The sequence below is a fragment of the Microvirga aerophila genome, assembly GCF_003332305.1.
Classification (GTDB): domain Bacteria; phylum Pseudomonadota; class Alphaproteobacteria; order Rhizobiales; family Beijerinckiaceae; genus Microvirga; species Microvirga aerophila.
Map to the genome: position 1 here is coordinate 66222 of NZ_QOIO01000022.1, position 23826 is coordinate 90047.

Below are 23826 nucleotides of genomic sequence, written 5' to 3' on the forward strand. Positions count from 1 at the left end.
TCAACAACCGCCATCCCGGACACCGCAAGGCGATCCGGGATCGTGCGCTGAATGAAGCGCCAATCTCGCCAAACGATCCCAGGTTCCCCTGCGCGGCCCCGGGATGACAGTAAAGAGCCCGTGACAGGAGGAAACTTCATGCAGTTTCATCAAGGGCGTTTGATCGATCATGTCCACCTCCGGGTCTCGGACCTTGAGGCAAGCCGGCGCTTCTACCGCGCCGTCCTCCAAGCTGTTGGTAAAGCCTTCACGTCGGAAAGCCCAAGGCACTTCTACTGCGACGAACTTTGGGTCGATCAGGCGGACGGGGCCGTATCGCGGGTGCATCTGGCCTTTCAGGCCACGGATCGGGAGATGGTTCACGCCTTCTACAAGGCGGCGCTTGCCCATGGGGGCCGGGACAATGGCGGGCCGGGCGAGCGGTCCTACCATCCTGGTTACTACGGCGCTTTCGTATTCGACCCCGACGGGAACAATATCGAGGCCGTCTTTCACGGCCCGGCCGACAGAACGGCAGACTCCGTGATTGTTTCGCCGAAGCTGTAGCGCACGGGTCGCCTGAAAGGTTAATAATTAGTTAACGCCGATACTTAAATGGGTGTCTGAAAGCGAATACTTCGCCGTCAAGCGGAACTTTCTCGATTCAAACAAGTTTTTTCCCCAACAGCACGTTGTGTATGCTGAGGGAAGCTCCGATGAACGGCGACCGCAGGAGACACGCCTACCGCACCGAACCCCGCGCTCATCGCCTCGACCCGCGCCGGGAGAGCCGCTTGTCGCTGGCGCTGATCCTGCTGATGGGATTTGCGACCGTATCCGTGATGGCGACCACCCAGGTGCAGTCAGCATGGAGCACCGGGCCTGTCCCCACCGATTCCCATCGATAACGCGTGAGTGATCGGCCGCGAGGTTGACGCCCTGCGCCATACAGCTAGCTCTCCGTTCAATCGGATGACGGAGATTTTCATGATGATGCTTCGCATGGCCCTCGCCGGCGCGATCATAGCCGGCGCGGCCTCTACCGCTTTGGCCCAGGACACGCAACGGGTTCGCACCGACAAGGTGGAAGTTGTCGTCGAAACCGTTGCGCGGGGGCTGCAACGACCCTGGGGCCTCACATTCCTGCCCGACAACCGCATGCTGGTCACTGAGAGGCCGGGTAACCTGCGCATGGTGTCGGCCGATGGAGCGCTCTCCGAACCGATCAAAGGAATGCCAGCCATCGCGGCGCGTGGACAGGGTGGTCTTCTGGACGTCGCTCTCGACCCTAATTTCGCGCAAAACCGCCTCGTCTATCTCAGTTATGCGGAAGAACGGGGCAAGGGTCAGGCCGGCACGAGCGTTGCGCGGGGCCGCCTCAACGAAGGTGGGACGGCTCTCGAGCAATTGCAGGTCATCTTCCGCCAGGAACCGGCCTATACGGGCGGCAACCATTTCGGCTCCCGCCTGGTGTTCGACCGGGATGGCAATCTGTTCGTCACGATGGGCGACCGGTTCGATCTGCGCGAGCAGGCTCAGAACCCTGCGAACCATATCGGCAAGATCGTCCACATCAAGCCGGAGGGCGGAGCTGCACCCGGCAATCTGTTCCTGAACCGCGAGGGCGCACGGCCCGAGATCTGGTCCGTAGGGCACCGGAACCTGCAATCCGCCGCGCTTCACCCGACGACCGGCGAGCTCTGGACCGTTGAGCACGGCGCGCGGGGTGGCGACGAGGTGAACATCCCGCAGAAGGGCAAGAACTACGGCTGGCCGGTCATTTCCTACGGGGTCGATTATTCGGGCGCGAAGATCGGCGAAGGCACGGCGAAGGCGGGCCTGGAGCAGCCAGTCTATTACTGGGATCCTTCGATCGCCCCGTCAGGCATGGCGTTCTACACCGGCGACAAGTTCCCGGCGTGGCGCGGCAGCATTCTGGTCGGAGCGCTTGCGGGCAAGCTCGTGTCGCGCCTGGAGACCAACGGCAACAAGGTGACCGGCGAGGAGCGCATGCTGCAGAACATCGGTGAGCGCATCCGCGACGTGCGCCAGGGGCCGGACGGCTTCGTGTATCTGCTGACGGATTCAAGCCAGGGGCGGATCCTGAGGATGAGGCCAGCGGACTGAGAGGACCTTACCAGGGGCTCTTGAAGATGAAGGCGGCTCCAGCGGCGATCAGCGCAAAGCCGACGAGGTGGTTCAAGCCCAGCGGCTCCTTGAGATAGAGAACCGAGAAGCCCGCGAAAACCACGAGAGTGATGACCTCCTGCATGGTCTTCAGCTCCGCCGCCGAATAGACCGCGGAGCCGATGCGATTCGCCGGCACGGCGAACCAGTACTCGACGAAGGCGATGCCCCAGCTCGCGAGAACCGCGATCCACAGGGGCGAAGTCTTGAACTTGAGATGGCCGTACCAGGCAAATGTCATGAAGACGTTCGAGGCAATCAGCAGGGTGATGGGCGCGACGTGAGGGTTCATGGATTTTGGGAAGGTGACAATGATGCGCCCTGCCCTATCCTTCTGGCCTCCACTGTCAAGCGAATGGATGCAGGAAACACATGACCAAGAAGGCCGTCACGACGGGACTTGTCGGCTTCGGCCTTGGATATGCCCTCTGGCGCGCCTATGCGGCCGGCATGGATCGGGCGTGGCGCGGCTTCTTCGGTTCGCCGGATCTCGGGCCTGTGGACTTTGCCGCGCTGGCCCGCCGCCCGACCCCGAACGATGCCCTTGCGTGTCCGCCAGGCCTGTGCCCGGGGGCTAAGTCTGATATCGATGCGCCGGTCTATCCCGTTCCGGCTGCCAGCCTTCGCGCCGTCATCGCGCAAGCCGCCGCAAGCGAGCCCAATACGGTGCTGATCGGCTCAACAAAAACCCAGGACCGCTTTCTCGTCCGCACCCGCCTCATGCGGTTCCCGGACACGGTGGTGACGCAAGTCTTCGAGCAGGGCAAAGGCGCATCGACCTTGGCGCTCTACTCGCGCAGCCAGATCGGTCGGTCGGATTTTGGCGTGAACTTACGACGTCTCGAGCGCTGGCTCGAGCGCATCGACGCGCTTGTCGAAGGCGGGCAAGCCTCTAGCGAGCGCTGAGGCGCTCAAGCACCCGGGCGCCGCCCACCATCTGCGGATTGGATGGATCGAATCCCTCCCGCTTTTCCCGCTGGGTCACGAGATCGCGGGCCTTCCCGAAAGCGGCGTCGAGGCGCGCTTCGCTTCGCACGGCCTTGTTGAAGAAGGCGTCGCCGAAATAGGTCCAGGTGGCGCCATCCCGGCAGCCGAAGGAGGGCTTGTCGGCGGCAGCGGCCGTGATGACGAGGGTCCGCTCGTCGGCAAGCGCTTTGGCGAAGATGCCGGAATAGCAGGCCGAGACGATAACCACGCGATGCTGCGCCCTCGCCTCGTTCAGGAGAACGCGAACGTCCTCCGGCGTCATGAGCTGCTGCGCGCGTCTCGTCACCACGCCGACGCCTTCCGGCGCGCCATGGGACGTGAGGACGATCATCACGATATCCTCTGCGGGATCGAGCGCCTGCCCGGCTGCCCGGGCGGCGGCCAGCATGGAGGATGGCGTCGCATCCGAGCGGCGCTTCGAGTTGTACCGGACGATGGTGCGCCCCTTCGAGCCGACCTTCGCCTCCAGCACCCGGGCGGCTCCTTTGGCCTCGCTCTCGAAAACGCTTTGCGGCCCCCACAGGCCGAACGACAGAATGTACACGTCGGGCTGGCCGGGCCGCTGCGGCTCCAGCCGGAACGGGTCCGAACTGCGAGGGCTCTGCCCGACGGCCTCGCCCGAGAGGCCGAGACACAGCGACAGGCCCATCATGCAAATGGCAAAGAAACGGCGCATTCCGAACCTCCCAGCGCCTAACAGCTTAGCCGTAACGCAGTTTCATGGCGAGAATCAAAGACACGAGAATGAACGTTACGCCGTTCGCAAGGATGATCGGCGCGTTCCCGGCCAGGATCCCATAGATCAGCCAAAGGGCAACACCCAGGGCGAAGGCGCTCTGCGTCACGAGGGAGAGGGACTTGGTGTCCTTGGTCCGGAGCGTTCTGAAGGCCTGCGGAAGCCAGCACACGGTCGTCAATATGGCGGCCGCAAAGCCGAGAATTTCATGTCCGGACATGGTCGAATCGCCAGTGGGGTCGGCGCAGCCTTATCACGTTACCTGAGATGGCTACACCAAATCCTAGCGTCCCCGCCTCAGGCCGAACCGTAGCCGAGGCTGAACCGAAAGCCGTCTTCCGGGTTTCCCTCTCACAATCACCCGAAGAGACTTCCCCAAAGAGGATTTTCATGGATATCGCGCTCGACAAGGTTTGCGAACTCATTCTCAGAGCGAGGGCCATTGACGTGAAGGAAGGCGTGACCGACCCGGCCTCCGGCTCCAATCCCACGGACGACGGCAGCATCGACATGCTGGCATCCTCTCCGGACGACACCACGGAGGATGAATTCCGGGACGTGATCGCGGGGCTCAATGAGGATGAGCGGTTCGACCTGATCGCGCTGGTGTATATCGGCCGTGGCGACATGGAGCCGGAAGAATGGGGCGGCGCGGTTCGCCTGGCCCAGGAGCGGGAGGAAGCGAACTCGATCTCGACCGCAGACTGGCTCCTTGGCATTCCCAACCTCGCCGATCTCTGGGACGAGGGTCTCAACGCCATGGGGCGCAGCTGCGTCTAGGACTTTGCTCTCGCCCGCTGTCGATTCCGTGATGACGGAAACACAGGCTTCTCTCGGACCTGCGCGCCAAGGTGCCATCATTGCGACACGGATCAGGCCAACACTCCCTACCTCGATGTGAGGAGAAAGCGCATGATTCCGCGTCAGCACAAACCGTCTCCCGAGGAGGCGCTCAACAAGGCGGACGATGAGCAGAAGTCCATGGAGGAGCGCCGGGCCGACCAGGCCGAAGCAGAAGATGAGACCGACGAGGAGCGTGAAGAGCGCTACCTGAGGGGTCCCACTGCCTTTTCCGCCTGAGCCTGTTCCTCCCTAAAACCCGCCGGCACGCGTGCAGGGCAGCCTTCCCGCACAGGGTAATTTTTTTTCAGCCAGCCCCGCGGACGGCCATGTTCACCATGTGATGAAATCAGGATCGGAGCGACCGGCGCTTACGCTTGCCGGGCCGCTCCGGCCACAGAGGCGCGGCTCTCACGTTCCTGGGATCGCGCTTTTGCGTTTGCGTTTATGCGACCGCTTCCACATGGGTCACCGCGCGAAAAACCTCGATCGGCGCGGGACGTCCGAACAGATAGCCTTGCGCCTCTTTGCAGCCCTCGGCGTTGAGAAAAGCAAGTTCGCCTGACGTTTCGACGCCCTCGGCAATCACCGGCAGACCAAGCCCGCGCCCCAGCCCCAGAACGGCCCGCACGATCGCCGCAGCCGGCATGTTGACGTCGATGGAGCGAACGAAGGATCGGTCGATCTTGATCTTGTCGAACGGGAAGTTGCGCAGGTTCGACAGGGATGAATATCCCGTTCCGAAGTCGTCCATCGCGATGGATACGCCGATGGCCTTCAGCAACGTAAGCGTCTGAAGCGCCCTGTCCGGATCGCGGATCAGCACCGACTCGGTGATCTCCAGCTCCAACCGGCTCGGATCGAGCTTGGCCTGATCCAGAATTTCCCGCACGAGGCTTACGAAATCCGGGCTGTTGAGTTGAAGGGCCGACACGTTGATGGCGATCTTGAGCGGGCGTCCCCAGCTTGCCGCCTCGTGGCAAGCCGTGCGCATCACCCATTCTCCAATGGCCAGGATGGCGCCGCTCTCCTCCGCGATAGGGATGAAGATTGCCGGCGACATATCTCCCCTGGCAGGATGCTTCCAGCGTAGCAGCGCCTCGAAACCGGTGACCTCGTTCGAACCCAGATGGGTCTGCGGTTGATAGGCGATCGACATTTCGCCGTTTGCTATCGCATGGCGAAGGTCGTGCTCAAGAATGCGCCGGTCGCGAACCTCCTCGCCCATTGCGGCTTCGAAGAACCTGTACGTGCTCCGTCCTTCGGTCTTCGACCGGTAGAGGGCCGTGTCGGCATTCGACAGGAGGGCTGCCCGTTCCGTCGCATCATCCGGAAAGAACGCGATGCCGATGCTGGCGGACACGGTGCCGAACAGGTCCTCATCCTGCGTAGTCTTCAGAGCCTGCAACATGGCTTCCGTCAGGCGGCCCGCCTGAACCGGATTGCTGATGTCCGGCGCTATGACGGCGAACTCGTCGCCGCCGAGACGGGCCAGCATCTCCCTCTCGCCGAGAACCAACGAAAACTGCTTTGCAACTTTCTGCAGAAGGTCGTCTCCCGCCGAATGGCCGAAGAGATCGTTCACGTCCTTGAAGCGGTCGAGATCGACGCAGAGGACCGCAAGACGCTGCTGACTGTTTCGATGCGCCTCCAGTTCCAGATCGAGCCGTTCATCGAAGGTGCCCCGGTTGGGAAGGCCTGTCAGCGGATCATGGTGAGCCAGGAAGTGAATGCGCGCTTCGGCCACCTTGCGGTCCTGCAGATCGCGCACCGCGATCACGTTGTGAGGTTTGCCCGCGTAGGTGACCGTGCGCATGATCAACTCGACGGGCCCCACCGTGCCGTCCCGGCGGCGCAGTTCGGTCTCGATGCTCCGGTCGGGAGCGCCAAGCACTTTCGCCAGCGCGGCCGGCGCCGAGAGATAATCGTCCAGGCTTTTGCCGAGGATCTCGCCCGGCGCAAAACCCGACAGGGACGCAAAGCTTTCGTTGACCGACACGATGGTTGCACCATCACAGACGACCAGGCCTTCCACGGCGGCATTGGCGAGACTTCTCATGCGCTCCACCTCGAGCTCCGCCTGCCGGCGGTCTCGCAAATCGAGGGCAAGCGCCGCAAAACTCAGGAGCACGATGGTGGCGCTCGCCAGGGCCACAGCGGCGGCAAGCCAGCTTGTCGGCAGAGCGGACGCAGAAACCTGTACGGTCGGATCGGGAGTGATCGACACCGCGCCCATGGCCGTGAAGTGGTGACCGCAGATGGCGAGGGTCAAAAGTACGGCGCCGATAAGCTTCGATCGCGCGTTGCGGCCGTTCATGCTCACGGAAAGCGCCAACGCACCCAGCACGAGACCCATCCCAATGGAGACGGCGACGAGCCATCCATTCCATGCGACGGTTCCCGGCACCTGGAAAGCCGCCATGCCGGTGAAATGCATGACCGCGATGCCGCCGCCGATAATTGCGCCTCCCAGCAAGGGCATCCGGCGCGGATCGCCGATCAGTGCAATCGTCATGCCGAGCCCGGTCACGGCGATCGCCGCTAGGAGCGACAAGACCGTCAGCGTCATGTCGTATCCGCTCTGCATTTCCGGCGAAAAGGCGAGCATGCCGATGAAATGCGTCGCCCAGATTCCAAATCCGCTCGATACGGCGGCCACGTAGAGCCAAATCCGCCGGCTTTGCCCTTTCGAGCGGCGGACGTGGTTGAGCAGGTTGAATGCCGTGAAGGAGGCAAGCGCGCAGATGAACTCCGCGAGGGCGACGAGTCGCAAATCGTGCTGTGTGACGAGGCAGTCATAGACCGTGAGCATTGCAGCGTCCGTGCGATGGTATCTTTGCGCCCGGAGCCGTCGGCCGCTGGGCTGCCGCCGCTGGAAATCCCCGTGTGTTGCTCATCCTTATGGCGAACTTTTCTTGCGCGGCAAAGATCCGGCGGGGCGAATACGCCAAGTTAAGCAGCCGCAAGGTTAAGAAACCTCCTTCGAGCCCTGTAATGCCTGGCTAGGCTTTTGCTGCGGGGGCGAATGCTTTATCGATCCCCTGAATATCTCCCTACGACCCTTTGCGGAGCCCTTCATGAACGCCTCTTGGCAGCAAGCCAATCTCGCCGCCTGGAACACCCGCGCAGCCCTGCACCTTCGGGACGCTACGGGCTTTTATGGCGTCGAGGAGTTCCTGTCCGGGACGGATACCCTTTACCCGATCGAAGCCTCCGAGATCGGCAATGTGGCCGGCAAGCGCCTGCTGCACCTGCAATGCCATTTCGGCATGGACACCCTATCACTGGCGCGGCGGGGCGCAATCGTGACGGGGCTCGATTTCTCCCCCGTGGCCATCGAGGGTGCCCGGGACCTCGCCACGCGGTCAAGGCTCCAGGGCACCTTCGTGCAGGCGGACGTCTATGACGCCCGCAGGGCCGTCCCGGGCGAGTTCGACATGGTTTACACCACCTGGGGGACGATCTGCTGGCTGCCGGATATCCGCGCCTGGGCCAGGGTCGTGGCCAGCATGCTGGCTCCCGGCGGCGTCTTCTACTTTGCGGATTCCCATCCTTCGGCCGTGGTCCTGGACGAGCGCGACGGAACCCTCCAACCGAGCTTCGGCTGGCGCACCCCGAAGGAAAAGCCGGACGTCTTCGACGAAGCGCAGTCCTATTCCGGCGACGTGCTCAAGGACCTGATCGCCGACTACAACTGGATCCACCCGCTGTCGGAAATCCTCACGGGCCTGATCGAGGCCGGCCTGACCCTGGAATACCTCCACGAGCACGAACTCCTGCCCTACCGCCTCTTCCCCTCCATGGTCCCAGCCGAAGACAAGCTTTTCAGGCTGCCCGACGAGGCGGTGCCGATTCCGCTGTCGTTCTCGCTGAGGGCGGTGAAGCGGGGATGAGCCAAAAGGCTGTTGGGACGCGTTATACGCGTCAAAGGCCAGGATTTTGAGAACGGCAAACCCGTCTGCAACACTCTGCAGAGAAGCAGCATCGGGAAGACCGCCAACGGGAAAACTTGCACCCTCAAATGCTTGCCAAGCTTGGCGGATAATGGCCCATCCTTTGAAGAACGAGAGGCCCTCCGCACCCTTCCCAATCCGGCCTCTTTGTACCATATTCGTTCCATGGCCAAAGCACCCAAAAAACCCAAGCTTTCCACCGGGAAGGCGTCGAAACCTGATCTGAAGCCGCTGGATACCTATCTGGCCGATCTGCTGAATCCGGCGGTCAACCGGGAGCGGGAGGCGGCGGAAGGGTTTGCGGAGCGAGCGCAGGAAACCTTCATCCACGGCGACGTCACGGATGTGGACCCGGCGCTGGCCAAGAAGCTTGGCCTGAAGGGGCCCGATGACGGGCCGGATGTGCGCGAAGAGCTTGGCGACATGGCCCCGGACGTGAACGGCGTCTCGGCCACGGTGGATGCCCTCACGAGGCTTTTGACCGAGGGCGACCCCCGGTTCAAGGACGGCAAGGCCTGGGTGCCGCACCGCCCCCCCCGGCCGGAGAAATCGGAAGGCGGCATTCCGTTCAAGATCGTGTCCGAGTTCAAGCCCTCGGGCGACCAGCCCACGGCCATCGCGGAGCTGGTGGACGGGGTGCGCAGGACCGAGCGCGACCAAGTGCTGCTTGGCGTCACTGGTTCGGGCAAGACCTTCACCATGGCCAAGGTAATCGAGGAAACGCAGCGCCCGGCGCTCATCCTCGCGCCCAACAAGACGCTCGCGGCCCAGCTCTACGGCGAGTTCAAGTCGTTCTTCCCTGATAACGCGGTGGAATACTTCGTCTCGTATTACGACTACTACCAGCCCGAAGCCTATGTGCCGCGCTCCGACACCTTCATCGAGAAGGAGTCGTCGATCAACGAGCAGATCGACCGCATGCGCCACTCGGCCACGCGCGCGCTGCTGGAACGCGACGACGTGATCATCGTGGCGTCCGTGTCGTGCATCTACGGCATCGGCTCGGTCGAGACCTATACGGCCATGACCTTCGCGATCAAGGTGGGCGAGCGCATCGAGCAGCGCCAGCTCATCGCCGACCTCGTGGCCCTGCAATACAAGCGCATCCAGAACGATTTCGCCCGTGGCACATTCCGCGTGCGCGGCGACGTGATCGAACTCTTTCCGGCCCACTTGGAGGACCGCGCCTGGCGCATCGGGCTGTTCGGGGACGAAATCGAGAGCATCGTCGAGTTCGACCCGCTCACCGGCAAGAAAACCAACGACCTGTCCTTCGTAAAGGTCTACGCCAATTCGCACTATGTGACGCCGCGCCCGACCCTGCAGCAGGCCGTCAAGGGCATCCAGGACGAGTTGCAGCACCGGCTGCAGGAGCTCACCCGCATGGGCCGCCTGCTGGAAGCGCAGCGCCTGGAGCAGCGCACCCAGTTCGACCTGGAGATGATCGAAGCCACCGGCGTGTGCAACGGCATCGAGAACTATTCGCGCTATCTCACGGGCCGCAAGCCCGGCGAGCCGCCGCCGACCCTGTTCGAGTACCTGCCCGACAACGCGCTCATCTTCACGGACGAGAGCCACGTAACCGTGCCGCAGATCGGCGGCATGTATCGCGGCGACTTCCGCCGCAAGGCGACGCTCGCCGAATACGGCTTCCGCCTGCCGTCCTGCCTCGACAACCGCCCCTTGCGCTTCGAGGAATGGGACGCCATGCGTCCGCAGTCGATCCATGTGTCGGCGACGCCCGCCAAGTGGGAAATGGAGCAGACCGGCGGCGTGTTCGTGGAGCAGGTCATCCGCCCCACCGGCCTCGTCGACCCGGTGGTGGAGATACGCCCGGCCCGCAGCCAAGTGGACGACCTCGTGCACGAGGTGAAGGAGCTGTCCGCGCAAGGGTTCCGCACCCTCGTCACCACGCTCACCAAGCGCATGGCGGAAGACCTCACCGAATACATGCACGAGAACGGCATTCGCGTGCGTTACATGCACTCCGACATCGATACGCTGGAGCGCATCGAGATCATTCGCGACCTGCGGCTCGGCGCCTTCGACGTGCTCATCGGCATCAACCTCCTGCGCGAGGGCCTGGACATTCCCGAATGCGCCCTCGTGGCCATTCTCGACGCCGACAAGGAGGGCTTCCTGCGCTCGGAGACATCTCTGGTGCAGACCATCGGCCGCGCCGCGCGTAACGTGGAAGGCAGGGCGATCCTCTATGCCGATAAGATCACCGGCTCCATGGAGCGAGCGATCGCCGAAACCAACCGCCGCCGCGAGAAGCAGCTCGCCTACAACGCCGAGCACGGCATCACGCCGCAGAGCGTGAAGAAGAACATCGCCGACATCCTGGAGAGCGTCTACGAGCGCGACCACGTCTCCGTCGATACGGGGCTCGCCGAGAAGACCGTGGGGCACAACCTCAAGGCCGTCATCGCCGACATGGAAAAGCGCATGCGTGAGGCCGCCGCGAACCTGGAGTTCGAGGAAGCTGCCCGTCTGCGCGACGAGCTCAAGCGCCTCCAGGCGACGGAGCTCGCCATCAGCGACGATCCGCTGGCGCGCCAGTCGGACGTGGAACGGGAGGCCGGGCGCTATGGCGGCTCGCGCAAATACGGCCGCAGCGCCAATCTGCCGCCGAAGGGCCTGCCACCCTCGGGCGAAGGAGCCAGTGCCGGTGACGAGGACTCGGCTTCCTATGGCCCCCTCGGCCAGGGTCGCTCGGACGAGGGCACACGGGTTCGCAAGCCTGGCCTCGACGAGATGGGTCCCGGCACGGACCGGGAAGTGCCCCTGAACTTCCGCGAGCGCCCTATGCCGCGCTCGACACAGGGACACGGCGGGCAGAAGCCGAAATACAAGGGCCGAAAAGGGCGATAGCTTTGAGAGGTTGAGGCCGAGGCGCACCCGCCGCTCGGCGCGCTATCTCCAAACGAAAAGGGCCGCGCCCGGTCTTTCGATTGACCGTGTTCGCGACCCTGGCTCGAATTCTGCCCCTTCGGCCGAATCTTCCCTAACCCACATCCTACCCTAAGGGCAAGTGATAAAGTTACGTAAAAATAATTCGAAAATGTTTGTTGGGGATGGAACCTGAGGCTCATGACGGCGTTGACAGGCAACTTCGGCCTCTTCTGCCCCCACGGCCGAACACCTCCAAAGCGCCCCTCGGGGCGCTTTCTTTTTGTCTGGAAGCCGCCCGCGCGAGGATGGTGGGTAGCGGAACCCGCGGCAAGAACACGAGGATCAGGGCTTTCTCACGACCGCCTTGCAGCAAAAAGGGCGGCCCGCGAGCCGCCCCTGAAACCAGCTTGGCAAGATGCCTCAGATCAGGAAATCACCTTTTTCGAGGGGCTGGCCCTTGTAGTTGTGCAGGACGATGGTGCCCTCATCGGTGGTGATGACGGCGCCCTTCTTCTTGCCATAGGTGATGGTGATCTGCTCGAACGCGGTCACTCCCGCATTGCGCAGGTCGATCACATCCTGCCCCTTTGAGAAATCCTTGATCCGGTCCCGGCCGAAGCTGCGGTTGAACACGAAGGTGTCCGTTCCTTTGCCTCCGCCCAGGTCGTCGTTCCCCTGCCCGCCGTTGATCAGGTCCGCGCCGTGTCCGCCGCGGAGTTCGTCGCGGCCTGCCCCGCCGAAGAGCCAGTCATTGCCCCTCTCGCCTTCGAGGTGATCGTTCCCAGCGCCCCCGACCATGCGATCGTTGCCGGAGCCGCCCCAGGCCCAGTCACTGCCGACGCCGCAATCGAAGCTGTCGTCGCCGAGGCCGCCCCAGAACCGGTCGTTGCCTCCATGCCCCTTGAAATCGTCCCTCCCGCTGCCACCACGAACTGAATCGTCGCCACGGGTTCCTTTGAATCGCGCCATCATTACCCCTTGTGAAAGGCTCCAAGAGCCATGGGGATACGTTCAGACCGCCTTGGAATCGGCGGCTTGTCCTGCTCCCATAGGTCACATTACCTAAGGATATCAGCGGAGCCTTTTATCCTAAATGGGGTTTTTATGGCTCTAAATGGGTAATGGCCGAGGATTCCTCCCCGGCCATCGACCCAAAGTCCAGGTAAGAGGCTGCGACGGCGGGTTAGATCCGTCCCATCAGCAACAGAACGATCAGGATGAGCAGGATCACCCCGAGCACGCCGCTCGGTCCATAGCCCCAGCCACGGCTGTGGGGCCAAGCCGGCACCGCGCCGAGAAGCAGCAGGATGACGATGATCAGAAGAATGGTGCTCATGGAATTCGCTCCGTTACACAGTTAACCTTCCGGGAAAACTTGGCAGTAAGGATTCGGTTCCCGTGGAGTCTCGCGAAACGCGGCAGAAGGCGCTCGCTTCGTGGACGGAACATCATCCTGGCTTGAGCGTTGGCCCAACGGCGATTGGGCGCCGCCATGAGTGCGACCCCGTTCAGGGACGTCGCAACCTCGCATGGACCAGGATGACCCAGTGGAAAGCAAGAGTTCCAAGGCAATGTCGCACTCTGATCCAGAGCCCGTCCCAGGCCTCGGGAAGTCTCCTGCGCTAACCCGTTCCGTTCAAACCCAGCTTGGGCAGCGCCTGCGCCAATTTTATGAATCGCTGGCTCTTGGCGAACAGCCGGTTCCCGACCGTTTCATCGAGATCATCAACCGATTGGATCAGGGCCAGCCGGAGAAAAAGCAGTCATGAGCATCGACCTGGATCTGCGCGATTCCATGCTCAAGTCGACGCCAAACCTGCGCGCCTTCGCCATCTCATTGACCAACAACGTCGACCGTGCGGACGATCTCGTTCAGGAAACGCTCATGCGGGCGATTTCTAACATCCACCGCTTCCAGCCCGGCACGAACATGCAAGCCTGGCTCTTCACCATCCTGCGCAACCTGTTTCATTCCGAATACCGCAAGCGTCGCCGCGAAGTGGAAGACGCAGACGGCAAATACGCCGCCACTCTGTCGGTTCTGCCCGATCAGATGCCGCATCTCGATTTCGAGGATCTGCAGAGAGCGCTTGCCCGCTTGCCCCACGACCAGCGCGAGGCGCTGCTTCTGGTGGGAGCATCAGGCTTCTCCTACGAGCAGGCCGCGGAAATCTGCGGCTGTGCCGTAGGGACCATCAAGAGCCGGGTCAACCGCGCTCGGAACCGGCTCGCCGAGTTGTTGCACATCACCGACATGGACGAGGCCATCGGCCCGGACCGCCTCACCCTATCGGTGATGCAGGCGGTCGCTTGAGAGAGCGGGCGGCTTTAGCGCATCGTGCGGAAAAAGTGCACCGGTTTCCCACTAGAACGACGCGCCGCTTCCAAAGACGAGCACCCGAAGCAGGAAGCGCTTTGGCTCTGATGCTCTAGCGCCGCCGGAACTGCTGCGCGCCACGCTGGGGCGGACGGGGACCGGTCGGAGCGCCGGAATCCTTATGGCGGAAAATGAGGCGTCCCTTTTCGAGATCGTATGGGGACATCTCGACAGTCACACGATCGCCGGCCAGGGTCTTGATGCGGTTCTTCTTCATCTTGCCTGCCGTATAGGCAATGACCTCATGCCCGTTGTCGAGCTGCACGCGGTAGCGCGCGTCGGGCAGGATTTCGGTCACAAGTCCCTCGAACGTGATGAGTTCTTCCTTTGCCATGCAAAGCCTTTCGTCTCTTAATAAAAAAAGCCGCCCCTGAACCGGAACGGCCGATACGCGGGAGGGCGCGATAAGCACGCCCTCGAGCGTCAAACCTTACGCGTTCTGCAGGTTTACTGCAGAAGTGCGGCCGGTGCGCTGGTCGGTCTGCAGCTCGAAGGAGAGCTTCTGACCCTCTTGGAGGCCGCGCATACCGGCCCGCTCCAGGGCAGTCGCATGAACGAACACGTCCTTGCCGCCGTTGTCGGGCTGAATGAAACCGTAGCCTTTGGTTTCATTATACCACTTCACGGTTCCCGTTTCCATGGGAATTCCTTTCACTGTCGTTTGCACGTGGGCGGAGGTAGAATGGGCCGCCCGTTAGTCGATATTGGTAGAGAGTAGCAACGTGCGCTCGGCAGTGCCAAAGCGAAGTAGCCCAGTCGTCCGGCCAAATGTCGATGGGTTTTAACTAGGCGACGGATCCGCAAAAGGCAAGAGATTACAGTGTAAGTCTCATTGAGTATCTCTACTCCTTTTGATGCTTTCCACGATAGCCTGCAATGCCTGTTCTCCAGCAGGAGTGAAGCGGATTTCATCTTCCTCAACCTTGATCAGGTCGCGGTCCTGAAGCTCTCCGACTGCCTTGTCGCTCGCCTTGTGCCCGGCCCCGTCGCGCCGCACGACGCTGCGGACCGCCTGCCCGCTGGCCAGTTGATGGTATGCCGCGAAAGCAAAGACGGCCAAAGCCTCTTCGCTCAAGCCTGAAAGCGCTTCTGTCATAGGGGTCCAACTTCGTGTGTGAGGTGGAGGATCGTCGCTGCCCGAGGTTCAATGCAAAACGGCACCTCATGTTCAAGCGCGACCGTTGGAAATCCTGGTTTGCCCTGCTAGGTCCCCCAGGAACCCCTGATACATCCTCACGTTGGTCGAGATGGCGCCCCACATGGCGGGAGCCACCTTCTTTCGAAAGCAAAGGAGCGTCTCATGGCCAATGATCGTTACAGGAATGATCAGGATCGCCATCGCGACTGGGGTCGGTCGGAACGCGATTGGCGCGACAGAAATGAGGATCCTAGCCGTTACGGCTCCGACGACAGGTCTGGAAGCGATGACGGCTATATTGCGAGACGGGGTTTCGGCAATGCGTCATCCGGGTATGACCGCAACCGAAGCCCCGAGGGCCGTCAGGACATGCGGCGCGGGCGCGACTTCAGCGATTCCGCCGGTTACGGAACAGGCGGTTCGGCCCTTGATTGGCGTGAGGTGGTTGACGAGGATCGCCGCCGCGGGTCGGTCTTCGGTTCCGATGACGGGCGGAACCGGGCGTCCGGTTCATCCCATGAGCGGGACAGCGGCTATTTCGGCCGTGGCTCGCGGGATTACAACGAGGACAGGGGCTTCTTCGAACGCGCCGGCGACGAGGTCCGCTCATGGTTTGGCGATGAGGAGGCTGATCGCCGCCGCCAGGACGACGTGCGCTCCGGCGAACATCATCGCGGGCGCGGCCCCAAGGGCTATCAACGCTCCGATGAACGGATCCGCGAGGATGTGAACGATCGCCTGACCGACGATCCTCATATCGACGCAAGCGAGATCGAGGTGACGGTGTCCAACCGGGAAGTCACCCTGAGCGGCACCGTCAACAGCCGCTTCGAAAAGCGCCACGCGGAAGACCTCGCCGAAACCATCTCCGGCGTCACGCACGTGCAGAACAACCTGCGCGTCCAGCAGCAGGCCGGAATGGGAATGGGCGGGAGCATGCTTTCCGGCTCCGGCAGCGAACCCGAGACGCAGTCCCCATTCGGCATGGGCGATGTGGGAAGCGCCCGCGGGCGGACAACCGGCTCGTCAAATACCTGATTGAGGCAGGCCCCGAGCATCCCGGAGGCTCCGGGATGCTCCGGGATGCTCCCCGCCTGGAAAGGCGTGACAAAGACGCGGTTATCAAGCGCATCTGGCGGACAAATGCGCTTGCCTTTCCCTTGCTCGTTTGCAACCCCATATCTGGCGAGGAGGAAGAGGACACACATGGCAGGTATCTCCGTCACGCTTGAAGGCGACAACATCCAGCTTGCTTTTCAGAAGGGTGAGCAATCCACAGCTGTCGTCATGGATCCCCATGCAGCGCGCTCCCTCGTCAAAGCGCTGAGCCAGCTGCTTCAGGCCATTGGCGAGACGACCGAGGAGGGCGGCGATGACTTCCCTGAGGAGATGGTGGACGTGACATCATCCACGATCGATGTGGGCATGGACGAGCACGGAACCGCCGTGGTGGCGCTTCAGGCCGGCATGTTCCCGCCCTTCATGCTCCGCCTCAAGGATGACGAGGCCCGCCACATTGCAAACAGCCTCATCGAAATTCTGAATAGCCCGCGGGACGTCAGAGCCTCGTCCGGAGGCCACTAACCCAGCGCTGCCCCAGCGTAACTTTGTTATGGCGTAGGCCCATAAGATATAATAGAACGCCCGTGAACAAACATGAAGACCTTGGGGCACGGCTATGGCGGAATGGACATCGGGCTATGTGGTGGACGTGGAGTACACCCACGGCTTTTATCGGGAGCAGAGCCCTACCCACCTCGCCTATCTGTGTCTCATGCAGGGTCTGCAGCCGCCGGGTCTTGGCGGCGAACTGCTGACCTACTGCGAGCTCGGATGCGGTCAGGGACTGACGACAAATCTCCTGGCGGCCGCCAACCCGCAGATCCAGTTCTACGCCACCGACTTCAATCCGAGCCACATCGCCGGCGCGAGAAGCCTGGCTCAATCGGCGAAACTCCGAAACGTCCACTTTGCCGATAACAGCTTCGTCGAGTTCCTGGACAGGAAAGACCTTCCGGAATTCGACTTCATCACCCTTCACGGAATCTACAGCTGGATCTCGCCGGAGAACCGGCAGGCTATCGTCGAATTCATCTGCAGGAAGCTGAAGCCGGGCGGCATCGTCTACATCTCCTACAACACCATGCCAGGCTGGAGCTCCCTGATGCCGCTCCGGCGCCTCCTGCTGGAACACGCCGCCAGCCTGGGGGCCCGGTCGCGGGCAGCCGCCATCTCCTCGTCCCTTGATTTCGCGAAACGTCTCGGCGGCCTGGGGGCTAAGTATTTTGCCCAGCATCCGAACGTGATGGCCCGTGTGGAGGACCTGACGACGAAGGACAAGAAGTACATCGCGCACGAGTACTTCAACGACAACTCCGATCCATTCTACTTCATGGACGTGGCGCAGGAACTCGCGGAGGCGAAGCTGACCTGGGTCGGTCCGGCAAACGCCCTCGAGACGGCCGATGAGCTGCATCTCACCCCCGAGCAGACGCAGCTTCTGGCGGAGATCGAGAACGTCGAATTCCGCCAGACCGTTCGCGACCATATCGTCAACCAGCATTTCCGCCGCGATATCTTCGTCAAGGGCCCGGTCCGGCTCTCGAAAGCCGCCGCTCTGGAACAGAGCCTGGACCTGCGCTTCGCCCTTACGGTCACCAGCGCCAATGTTCCCACGAAGGTCGAAGGCGTCCGAAGCGCGGTCAGCATCAACCCGGAGCTTCATGCGGCCCTGGTGTCGAGCTTCGAGCACGGACCGCGCTCGCTCCGGGAGGCGTTGGGCGACCCTGGTCTCTCAAAGCTCACCCCGGGCGAGTTGCTGCGCGGCATCCACTATCTCGTTGGACATGGGTCCTGCCATCCATGCCTGCCCAAGGAAGGAGCTGCCGAGCGTCAGATCCAAGTCGAACGCTTCAACATGGCCATCGCCGAGCAGGCCCGCCATGAGGGCAAACTCAACTATTTCGCATCAAGCGCCACCGGAAGCGGTATTCACGCGGAGCGGATCGCGCAGCTCATCTGGCTCGCTGAGCGCAACGGCGAGAAGAACGTCTGTCGTTCCGTCTGGAACACCCTGTCCAAAGCCGGTCACAGGATGGTGAAGGACGGGCAAACCCTGGTGACGGAAGACGAGAACCTCGCCGAGATCGGCCACAGCGTCTCGCGCTTCGAGGAGCAGACCAAGCCCATATGGCGTAATCTCGGGATCCCGGTGGGCGCCGCTGCCATGGTGGCCTCAAAGGAACAGCGGCTGAGAAGCGCCTAGCGCACCGCGCACAAAACCGGCCGGCCTCCCGCCAGAACGATGCGCCGCATCCGAACCCGATCCCCAGATCGATCCGAGGATCAGGTTATTTCTTTCAGCCGGCCTTCGAGTCGGAAAGGAACTTCATTACCGCCCATTCTGTTGTCGAACGCGGGCATAGGTGGCCACGCTTCGGACAAGGCTGATGACGGTTCCCAATCCAGAGTTCTCCTCCAGCGGCATCGATCCGGCCATTCCGGTCCTCGAGGCGAAGGCTGAACCGACCCTCAAATACCCTGAATCCGAGGCTTTTTATGCGGAAGCCCTTCGCGAGCTGAACCAGCTTGGCCTCCCGTACCTGCTCGCGGGCACATACGCTCTATCGGCCTATACGGGCATTACGCGTCCGACGAAGGATCTCGACATCTTCTGCAAGGCCGGGGATTACACCCGCGTCCTGTCGCACTTCAAGAACCTGGGCTATGCGGTCGAGATCGAAGATGACCGCTGGCTCGGCAAGGTCTTCAAGGGGCAGTACTTCTTCGACGTGATTTTCGCGTCGTCCAACGGGACGATGCCCATCGGCGACAGATGGTTCAGGAATGCGCGGCAGATCGAGGTCTTCGGGTCGCCCGTGCGCATCGTGGGACCGACCGAGCTGGTCTGGTCCAAGTGCTTCATTCAGCTCCGCCACCGCTACGACGGCGCGGACGTGGCTCACACCATTCTCAAAGCCCACAACGAAATCGACTGGCACCAGCTTCTGGCCTACATGGAAGTTCACTGGGAAGTGCTGCTGATGCACCTTCTCAACTTCCGCTGGATCTACCCCACCGAGCGGGACAACGTTCCGCGTTGGGTGATGGATGAACTTCTCGACCGTCTAGCGAAGCAGCTCGATCTGCCGCCTCCGCAGATGAAGGTTTGCCGGGGGCGCATGTTCTCCCGTGTGGATTACGAAATCGACGTCAAGCAATGGGGCTTCGCCGATGTGGGCGGCGAAGGTGAATGGCGGAATGACTGAACCGAGTAAACCGATGCGGGTCGCGGCGATGGGCGACCTCCATGTCCGCGAGGACAACGAGTCGTCCTATCGCGACCTGTTCGGCGAGATCTCCCGGGAAGCGGATGTCCTCGTGCTGGCGGGCGATTTGACCGATCTTGGCAAGCCGAAGGAAGCAGAGCTCCTCGCGCAGGATCTCAAAGCCTGCTCGATTCCGGTCATCGGCGTGCTCGGGAATCACGATTACGAATGCGGCGCGCACGAAGAGGTGGCACATATCCTTCGCGATGCCGGGATGCGCGTTCTCGACGGTCAGTCCTGCGAGATCGACGGCGTTGGTTTCGTGGGCGTCAAAGGCTTCGCGGGCGGGTTCGGACGGCGCATGCTCGGCTCCTTCGGCGAACCCGCCATCAAGCAGTTCGTCGGTGAAGCCATGAACGAAACCCTGCGGCTCGAAAACGCAATGCGACAGGTCAAGGCGAAGCGATCGGTCGTCATCCTGCACTATGCGCCCGTGACGGACACGATCGAGAGCGAGCCGCTTGAGATCTATCCGTTTCTAGGCTCGTCGCGTCTTGCGGAAACCATCGATCGCTTCCAGGTCAGCGCCATCGTGCACGGCCATGCTCATCGAGGCCGGTACGAAGGGCGCACGCCCGGCGGCCAGCCGGTTTACAACGTGGCCCGGCACATCGAGAAGCCCGGCGGAAAGCCCTACGGCATCCTGGAGATCTGACGGCCGGACGTCAGAAGCGCGTACCTGGATCCGTCGGATTGCCCGGCAGATAATCGGGCTCCGATCCAGGCCCCGTCGGATCGGTGATGCCGGGATCGTTGACCGGATAGGGCGATCTCGGGCCGGTTGGGCCGATATCGGGCGTCTCGTCCGGCGGTGGGGCCGGAGGAACGTCACTCGGAATGTTGCCGCCCGGAAGCGGCTCGTTCGTTGGTAGGCCTGGATTGACCATCCTCATGTCCTGCTCGCTTCGACTGTTAGAAGGTCAACCGAGGTGCCCTTGGGTGGTTCCGGCTTCCGTCCGGTGAGGAACCTCGCGCCCGCATCTCCGTTCCTCAACCAACCCCTGACAAAATGGAGAACGCCATGCCTGACATCACACAGGCCAAAATCCTTATCATGGCCACGGACGGCTTCGAGCAGTCGGAGCTGATGGTTCCGCAGGAGAAGCTGTCGGAAGCCGGAGCCAGCGTTGAAGTCGCCGCTCCGAAATCGCGCATGAAATCCGGCAAGATCTACGGCTGGGATAAAACCGACTGGGGCAAGACGGTCTCGGTCGACAAGGATCTCGAAGACGTGAACCCGGACGAGTACGACGCGCTCGTGCTCCCGGGTGGTCAGATCAACCCGGATAAGCTGCGGGTCGAGCCCAGGGCGATCGAAATCGTTCGTGCGTTCTATTCGTCCGGCAAGACCGTCGCGGCGATCTGTCATGCGCCCTGGCTTCTTATCGAGGCGGGAATCATCGAGGGCCGGAAGTGCACCTCGTACCATTCGATCAAGACCGATGTGATCAACGCAGGCGGCGAGTGGCGCGACGAGACGGTGGTCACCGACAAGGGCCTCATCACCAGCCGCAATCCGGGAGACCTGGAGGCGTTCGTGGCCAAGATCATCGAGGAGGTGCGCGAGGGCATCCATTCGGGCCGACGCATGGCGGCCGAGTAGGCTTGCGCGCATCCAACGTGACCCAATAAAAAAGCGGCCGGTTTATCACCGGCCGCTTTCATGTTTGTCGAGATTTTCGACGTTAGCTCTGCTGGACCGCCGAAAGCTTCCAGTCCCCGCCCTGGTCCCTCCGGAACGTCCAGAGTTCAGTGGCTTCGACCGGGTTCGTCGGATCGCCCTCCACGACCCGGCCCGTGGCCTTATCGACCGTGGTATCGGTCAGGGAGTAGCGCATGGCGACGGTGGCGTAATCGGTGCCGCCTTCCCGCCATGCCTCGGCCAGGTCGCCCTGGAGGAGGCGGACATTCGAGACCTTGTTGACGACGCCACGCTCGGAATTCTCATTGAGCTCTTCCTGCATGTAGCCGGCCATCTCCGGCGTCGCCAGCGTCCAGAGCGTGGCGACATCGCCGCGCGAATAGGCATCCTGAACCTCGCCCAGGGACCGCTCGAAGGCAGCAAAGTCCTGCTCTCCGATTCCGATCTCATCGCGAACCCCTGGGCGACGCCGCAACCCCTGTCCGAGGCCGCCTAGACCACCCAATGCGCCTCCGAGACCGCCCGCGCGGGCACCGCCTGCGCCGAGGCCGCCAAGACCGCCGCCCAGTCCGCCGGACGGCTGGGGATCAGCGCCCGGCATGGAACGGGCATAGCCTTGACCGGCACCCGCGTAGGACGGCTGCTGCTGGCGCCTGCGGAACCACTTGAGGGCGAAGCTGACCAGCAGAACGACCAAGCCGATCTGGAGAAGAAGCCCCAGCACCGATCCCAGCCCCGCGAGGCCGCCGAAGAAGCCATTGCCCATCAGCAAGCCGAGCAGGCCCGCGCCGAAAAGACCTGCCATGAGGCCGGTGCCGAAGCCGAAACGCCGCGGCTGGGCGACGTTGGGAGCCGGCATGCCTGGACGGTTCATGGTCGGGCCTTGGTTCGGAACCTGGGAGCGCTGAATTGGCGCTGCCGTTCCGGGTGCCGTGTTCGTGCTCGGCGGGGCGCTCCAGGTGCGCGCGCCGCGCGATCCGAAGCTACCCCCTCCCCGGCCGACCCGGGCCTCGGCCGCGCTTCCGGCAAAGACCAAAGCGGCCGCCAGGGCGATCATGACGCGGCTTCGGCGAGAAGCAATTTTCATCATCGTTTCACTCATCCCACGGAGCAAAGCGCTCCCTAACCCTTATGTGGGAAGGAATTGGCTATTGCAAAAGGGGTTCCGCTTCGGTCAACGAGCAACCGCCCTGAATGGCTCCCACGAATGGGCTGAACACCTATCGTTCCCAGCCTGTTCTCCTATGAGAACAAACAGGCTGACCATCTGTCCAATAAGAGAAATTTGTCTCTGAATCCCTGCGCTCATCCCCGTTATCCACAGATCCGCGCCTCGACAGGCTAACCTGGCCATGTTCCTGTTTTGTTCAAGAATGAGAGGGACAGAAATGTGCGGAAGCCAAGCGGTCTTGAGCGCCTCTATGTGGATTTCGACTCGTTTTTCGCCAGCGCCGAGCAGCATCTTCAACCGCGGCTTCGCGGCAGGCCCGTTGGTGTCATTCCTATTGCTTCCGAGCACACGGGCCTGATCGCGGCCAGCCGCGAAGCGAAAGCTCTCGGCATCAAGCGGGGCACATTCGTCCGGGACGCGCGTCGCCTCTGCCCCGCCCTCATTCTCGTGACCGCCCGGCATGAGCTCTATGTGAACCTCCACCGCGCCATCATCGCGGCCATCGAGACGGTCCTGCCCGTCAAAGCCGTCTGCTCGATCGATGAAATGGTCTGCGCGCTGCTGCCATCCGAACAAACCGAGGCCGTGACGGTGGCCCAACGGGTGAAAGCCGCTATCACAAGTGAGATCGGCCCTACCCTCACCTGCTCCATGGGCCTGGGGCCCAACGAGCTCCTGGCCAAGATCGCGGCCGAGATGGAAAAGCCTGACGGACTCGTGGCTCTCCATCCGGATTCCTTACCGGGACCGCTCCTTTCCCTGTCCCTCTCGGACGTTCCGGGCATCGCCAAGGGAAATGCGGCGCGCCTTGCCCGCGCGGGGATCGCCGATATGGCGGCGCTTTGGCGAATCCAGCCCAAGGAGCTGCGCCGCCTATGGGGAAGCGTCGAGGGGGAGAGGCTCTGGATGGGGCTGCATGGTTATGCCGTGGAGAGGCCCGAGACCCAGCGGCGGATGTTCGGGCATGGGCGGGTGCTGCCGGCCGACTGGCGGCATCTGGGCGGAGCCTATGCGTGCGCCCGGATGCTTCTGGCGAAAGCGGCGAGCCGCATGCGGCGGGCTGGGTTTTCGGCCCGCGCCCTGGCCCTGTGGCTGACCGACCGGCAGAGCGCGGGCTGGTACGCCGAGGAACGCTTCCAGCCCACCTGGGACGACCCGTCCCTGCTGGCGAGCTTGGCGGGCCTCTTTCGCCATGCGGAGCGAGAACTGCCGCGCGGCCCGAGCCGCAGCGTCCATGTCACCCTGCACGATCTGGTGCCGCTCAAGGATATCGAAGAGGACCTGTTCGGTGACACCCCGGAAGCGCAGGTCAGGCGCAGGCTGGAATCTCTCTCCGTGCTAGTCGACAGGCTCAACACCCATCACGGGCGCAGGCTGCTGCATTGGGGGCCGTGGACCCATATTCCCGGCGGCTACGCGGGGGCGAAGATCGCCTTCAACCGCATCCCTGACGCGGAGGACTTCTAGACCATCATGCGAATGCGGAAGCCCTCTCTCGCCGGAGACGACGCCTCGCAAAATCAAGAAGGCAGGCACTCCGATCTCGTCGGAATGCCTGCCATGAAAGGCCTCTACGTCGGCCGGTATGAGAAA

The 23826-nt window shown here is 62.5% G+C and carries 28 protein-coding genes; 17 read left to right on the forward strand and 11 right to left on the reverse strand.

Annotated features, from left to right (window positions below):
- Nucleotides 1-138: 138 nt before the first annotated feature.
- The 3 genes from DRB19_RS13625 to DRB19_RS13635 all read left to right on the forward strand — a co-directional run bounded on the left by DRB19_RS13625 (nt 139) and on the right by DRB19_RS13635 (nt 2106).
- Nucleotides 139-546, forward strand: a complete 408-nt coding sequence (locus DRB19_RS13625; RefSeq protein ID WP_114186572.1) for a VOC family protein — start codon at nt 139-141, stop codon at nt 544-546.
- A gap of 131 nt (nt 547-677) precedes the next feature.
- Nucleotides 678-887 carry a hypothetical protein gene (locus DRB19_RS13630; protein ID WP_147021789.1) on the forward strand — a complete coding sequence of 70 codons (210 nt, stop codon included), beginning with the start codon at nt 678-680 and terminating at the stop codon, nt 885-887.
- A gap of 79 nt (nt 888-966) precedes the next feature.
- Nucleotides 967-2106: a PQQ-dependent sugar dehydrogenase gene (locus tag DRB19_RS13635; RefSeq protein ID WP_147021790.1), complete on the forward strand. Its 1140-nt coding sequence runs from the start codon at nt 967-969 to the stop codon at nt 2104-2106.
- 7 nt (nt 2107-2113) lie between these two features.
- On the opposite strand, the gene DRB19_RS13640 is transcribed toward DRB19_RS13635, so the two are convergent.
- Nucleotides 2114-2458 (reverse strand): DMT family protein, encoded by a 345-nt coding sequence (locus DRB19_RS13640; protein ID WP_114186574.1) that lies wholly within the window; start codon nt 2456-2458, stop codon nt 2114-2116.
- A gap of 80 nt (nt 2459-2538) precedes the next feature.
- Between DRB19_RS13640 and DRB19_RS13645 the strand changes: the two genes are divergently transcribed.
- Nucleotides 2539-3072 (forward strand): DUF1499 domain-containing protein, encoded by a 534-nt coding sequence (locus DRB19_RS13645; RefSeq protein WP_114186575.1) that lies wholly within the window; start codon nt 2539-2541, stop codon nt 3070-3072.
- Here the strand turns inward: DRB19_RS13645 and DRB19_RS13650 are convergent.
- Both DRB19_RS13650 and DRB19_RS13655 read right to left on the reverse strand, forming a co-directional pair.
- Nucleotides 3059-3829, reverse strand: coding sequence for a C13 family peptidase (locus DRB19_RS13650; RefSeq protein ID WP_114186576.1), 771 nt, complete (start codon nt 3827-3829; stop codon nt 3059-3061). The genes DRB19_RS13645 and DRB19_RS13650 overlap by 14 nt on opposite strands.
- 25 nt (nt 3830-3854) lie before the next feature.
- A complete protein-coding gene (locus DRB19_RS13655) occupies nt 3855-4109 on the reverse strand; it encodes a SemiSWEET transporter (RefSeq protein ID WP_114186577.1) in 255 nt (84 codons plus the stop codon).
- 170 nt (nt 4110-4279) lie between these two features.
- Between DRB19_RS13655 and DRB19_RS13660 the strand changes: the two genes are divergently transcribed.
- Both DRB19_RS13660 and DRB19_RS29950 read left to right on the forward strand, forming a co-directional pair.
- Complete coding sequence (locus DRB19_RS13660; protein ID WP_114186578.1) at nt 4280-4669, forward strand: DUF3775 domain-containing protein; 390 nt, start codon at nt 4280-4282, stop codon at nt 4667-4669.
- Nucleotides 4670-4801: 132 nt separating this feature from the next.
- Nucleotides 4802-4969 carry a hypothetical protein gene (locus DRB19_RS29950; RefSeq protein WP_162815685.1) on the forward strand — a complete coding sequence of 56 codons (168 nt, stop codon included), beginning with the start codon at nt 4802-4804 and terminating at the stop codon, nt 4967-4969.
- Nucleotides 4970-5174: 205 nt separating this feature from the next.
- Here the strand turns inward: DRB19_RS29950 and DRB19_RS13665 are convergent, their stop codons facing one another.
- Nucleotides 5175-7541 carry a bifunctional diguanylate cyclase/phosphodiesterase gene (locus tag DRB19_RS13665; RefSeq protein WP_114186579.1) on the reverse strand — a complete coding sequence of 789 codons (2367 nt, stop codon included), beginning with the start codon at nt 7539-7541 and terminating at the stop codon, nt 5175-5177.
- Between the two features lie 265 nt (nt 7542-7806).
- Between DRB19_RS13665 and DRB19_RS13670 the strand changes: the two genes are divergently transcribed.
- A complete protein-coding gene (locus DRB19_RS13670) occupies nt 7807-8622 on the forward strand; it encodes a class I SAM-dependent methyltransferase (protein WP_114186580.1) in 816 nt (271 codons plus the stop codon).
- Nucleotides 8623-8847: 225 nt separating this feature from the next.
- On the forward strand, nt 8848-11556 hold the full coding sequence (uvrB, locus tag DRB19_RS13675) for an excinuclease ABC subunit UvrB (protein ID WP_114186621.1): 2709 nt from the start codon (nt 8848-8850) through the stop codon (nt 11554-11556).
- A gap of 441 nt (nt 11557-11997) precedes the next feature.
- Here uvrB and DRB19_RS13680 read toward each other — a convergent pair whose 3' ends face one another.
- A complete protein-coding gene (locus tag DRB19_RS13680) occupies nt 11998-12546 on the reverse strand; it encodes a calcium-binding protein (protein WP_162815686.1) in 549 nt (182 codons plus the stop codon).
- Between the two features lie 214 nt (nt 12547-12760).
- Nucleotides 12761-12913: a DUF3309 family protein gene (locus tag DRB19_RS13685; protein ID WP_114186582.1), complete on the reverse strand. Its 153-nt coding sequence runs from the start codon at nt 12911-12913 to the stop codon at nt 12761-12763.
- 211 nt (nt 12914-13124) lie between these two features.
- Here DRB19_RS13685 and DRB19_RS13690 point away from each other — a divergent pair, with 211 nt between their 5' ends.
- The gene (locus DRB19_RS13690; RefSeq protein WP_147021791.1) at nt 13125-13346 is read left to right on the forward strand and encodes a NepR family anti-sigma factor; all 222 of its coding nucleotides are present in this window, start codon (nt 13125-13127) and stop codon (nt 13344-13346) included.
- Nucleotides 13343-13891, forward strand: coding sequence for a sigma-70 family RNA polymerase sigma factor (locus DRB19_RS13695; RefSeq protein WP_174799969.1), 549 nt, complete (start codon nt 13343-13345; stop codon nt 13889-13891). Before DRB19_RS13690 ends, DRB19_RS13695 begins: the two co-directional genes overlap by 4 nt.
- A gap of 115 nt (nt 13892-14006) precedes the next feature.
- Here DRB19_RS13695 and infA read toward each other — a convergent pair whose 3' ends face one another.
- From infA to DRB19_RS13710, 3 genes are all read right to left on the reverse strand, one after another.
- On the reverse strand, nt 14007-14288 hold the full coding sequence (gene infA / locus DRB19_RS13700; protein WP_114186584.1) for a translation initiation factor IF-1: 282 nt from the start codon (nt 14286-14288) through the stop codon (nt 14007-14009).
- Between the two features lie 96 nt (nt 14289-14384).
- Nucleotides 14385-14594 carry a cold-shock protein gene (locus tag DRB19_RS13705; protein ID WP_114186585.1) on the reverse strand — a complete coding sequence of 70 codons (210 nt, stop codon included), beginning with the start codon at nt 14592-14594 and terminating at the stop codon, nt 14385-14387.
- Between the two features lie 189 nt (nt 14595-14783).
- A complete protein-coding gene (locus DRB19_RS13710) occupies nt 14784-15050 on the reverse strand; it encodes a hypothetical protein (protein ID WP_114186586.1) in 267 nt (88 codons plus the stop codon).
- A 204-nt stretch (nt 15051-15254) separates the two neighbouring features.
- Between DRB19_RS13710 and DRB19_RS13715 the strand changes: the two genes are divergently transcribed.
- From DRB19_RS13715 to DRB19_RS13735, 5 genes are all read left to right on the forward strand, one after another.
- Nucleotides 15255-16130 (forward strand): BON domain-containing protein, encoded by an 876-nt coding sequence (locus DRB19_RS13715; RefSeq protein WP_114186587.1) that lies wholly within the window; start codon nt 15255-15257, stop codon nt 16128-16130.
- Between the two features lie 168 nt (nt 16131-16298).
- Nucleotides 16299-16676 (forward strand): hypothetical protein, encoded by a 378-nt coding sequence (locus DRB19_RS13720; protein ID WP_114186588.1) that lies wholly within the window; start codon nt 16299-16301, stop codon nt 16674-16676.
- Between the two features lie 94 nt (nt 16677-16770).
- Entirely contained in the window at nt 16771-18357 is a 1587-nt protein-coding gene (locus DRB19_RS13725) for a class I SAM-dependent methyltransferase (protein ID WP_114186589.1), read from the forward strand.
- Between the two features lie 184 nt (nt 18358-18541).
- Entirely contained in the window at nt 18542-19360 is an 819-nt protein-coding gene (locus DRB19_RS13730) for a nucleotidyltransferase family protein (RefSeq protein WP_114186590.1), read from the forward strand.
- Complete coding sequence (locus DRB19_RS13735; RefSeq protein WP_114186591.1) at nt 19353-20075, forward strand: metallophosphoesterase family protein; 723 nt, start codon at nt 19353-19355, stop codon at nt 20073-20075. Before DRB19_RS13730 ends, DRB19_RS13735 begins: the two co-directional genes overlap by 8 nt.
- Nucleotides 20076-20085: 10 nt before the next feature.
- Here the strand turns inward: DRB19_RS13735 and DRB19_RS13740 are convergent, their stop codons facing one another.
- Nucleotides 20086-20307 (reverse strand): hypothetical protein, encoded by a 222-nt coding sequence (locus DRB19_RS13740; RefSeq protein ID WP_114186592.1) that lies wholly within the window; start codon nt 20305-20307, stop codon nt 20086-20088.
- Between the two features lie 134 nt (nt 20308-20441).
- On the opposite strand from DRB19_RS13740, the gene DRB19_RS13745 reads away from it, so the two are divergent.
- Complete coding sequence (locus DRB19_RS13745) at nt 20442-21023, forward strand: type 1 glutamine amidotransferase domain-containing protein (protein ID WP_114186593.1); 582 nt, start codon at nt 20442-20444, stop codon at nt 21021-21023.
- A gap of 82 nt (nt 21024-21105) precedes the next feature.
- Here the strand turns inward: DRB19_RS13745 and DRB19_RS13750 are convergent, their stop codons facing one another.
- Nucleotides 21106-22152, reverse strand: a complete 1047-nt coding sequence (locus tag DRB19_RS13750; protein ID WP_114186594.1) for a Tim44 domain-containing protein — start codon at nt 22150-22152, stop codon at nt 21106-21108.
- Nucleotides 22153-22452: 300 nt separating this feature from the next.
- Between DRB19_RS13750 and DRB19_RS13755 the strand changes: the two genes are divergently transcribed.
- Nucleotides 22453-23700: a Y-family DNA polymerase gene (locus DRB19_RS13755; protein ID WP_114186595.1), complete on the forward strand. Its 1248-nt coding sequence runs from the start codon at nt 22453-22455 to the stop codon at nt 23698-23700.
- Nucleotides 23701-23826 lie beyond the last annotated feature (126 nt).